The organism is Cedecea sp. NFIX57, assembly GCF_900177785.1.
GTDB classification, from domain to species: Bacteria; Pseudomonadota; Gammaproteobacteria; order Enterobacterales; family Enterobacteriaceae; genus Cedecea; species Cedecea neteri_C.
The window spans coordinates 1-1,416 of the sequence record NZ_FXAS01000122.1 but is presented as its reverse complement, the minus strand read 5'-3'; the positions used below and the strand labels follow the sequence as shown (position 1 = coordinate 1,416).

General features: G+C 55.6%; 2 protein-coding genes. Both read right to left on the bottom strand.

Annotation, left to right across the window (positions count from 1 at the left end; genetic code table 11):
- On the bottom strand, positions 1-783 hold a 783-nt coding region (locus B9Y90_RS26160; RefSeq protein ID WP_085543180.1), incomplete at its 3' end, for an Rpn family recombination-promoting nuclease/putative transposase.
- A gap of 59 nt (positions 784-842) precedes the next feature.
- On the bottom strand, positions 843-1,416 hold a 574-nt coding region (locus B9Y90_RS26155), incomplete at its 5' end, for a recombinase family protein (RefSeq protein ID WP_139827526.1).

Sequence of the window (1,416 nt, the reverse complement as noted above, 5' to 3'; positions counted from 1 at the left end):
AATGCCCTTCTCCATTCCCTTCTGTTCAAGCTGTTGTGCGATGGTCATCAGTGCGTCTCCGTGTTGCGGCACCCGCTGTGCCAGTTCGCGTACAAAGGCTTCGGAGTCTGCGGACTCCCCGGCTTGTATTAAGTATTGTATCAGGGTCATCACCAGGGGTGAAGACAGAGTGTCTGCCATCAGGAGCGTGACCAGCTGGTCCGTCAGGGTGGCGATATCCCGCTGGTGAATGTGCTTCTGCAGCAGCGTCAGGGCGGCCATACTGCGATGGGTCATAATCTCATCGTCGGGTATCACCGTCACGTCAACCAGTGGAAAATCTCCACTGTAGAGTCTGCCTGCTAACTCCGGGTTGTCAAACTCATCCAGCCACCGGGTGGAATACGGATACGGGCTGCGTTTGCCGGTGTAGAACAGCACCGGTATCACCAGCGGCAGCTTTTTGTGGCCGGCGTCGAGGTGGCGCTGCATTACAGCCACTGCGTAGCGAAGCATCCTGGAGGCCATATGTTTATCAGGGGTGCTTTGGTGCTCGATCAAAACGTGAATGTAACTGTCGCTGCCAGCCTCTGTTTTCAGGCTGTAAAGTACGTCGCTGAAATACTGGCGGAGATCGTCTTCCACAAATGAACCTGACTCCAGCTTCAGCGTGCTCAGATCGCAGATGGCCCGCAGCTCGGCCGGAAGATGGATGTGCATAAAATCCCGGGCAATCTCCGGCTGGGTCAGAAACTGCTTAAATGCTGCGTCATGGGGCGTGGGCGTAACGTTTTTCTTTTTCATCGATTCAGGCTCTGAAAATGACCGGTATATGTTATCACAGCCCTGAATGCGTGAATCCCCTACTCTTCAGCATCACTGCAGACGCGGATCACGGTCATTTTAGACACGCCAGCGAGGCGGGCGGTCTCGCGCAGGGACTTCCCGTGCGCCAGGCGCAGCGTCCGGATTAATTCATGCTTCTGCGCATCGGCCACCCTGCCCCGGTATTTTCCTTCAGCCTTTGCTTTCCTTATCCCCTCAGCCTGCCGGCGACGTCTGTCTTCGTAGTCTTTTCTGGCAATGGCGGCAAGCATGTCCAGCATCATGCCATTGACGGCCTTCAGCATGCTGCGGGTAAATTCATCGCTGGCGACGCTGGTCAGCGCCAGGTGACTGGTGGGTAGATCCAGACTGACAACGGCCAGCTGTTTGTCGGCGATCTGTTTTCTGAGTGTTTCCCATCCCGCATCATCGAGTCGTGAGAGCCGGTCGACCTGCTCAATAAGGATAACATCCCCGGGCTCGGCATCTTCCAGCAGGCGTATAAGCTCTGGACGGTTCATTGTGGTGCCGGACACGTTATCCACATACCAGCCGGCAATGCGGTGGTTGTGGTGACGTGCAAAATTTTTCAGAGCTTCTTTTGCCCGGGTT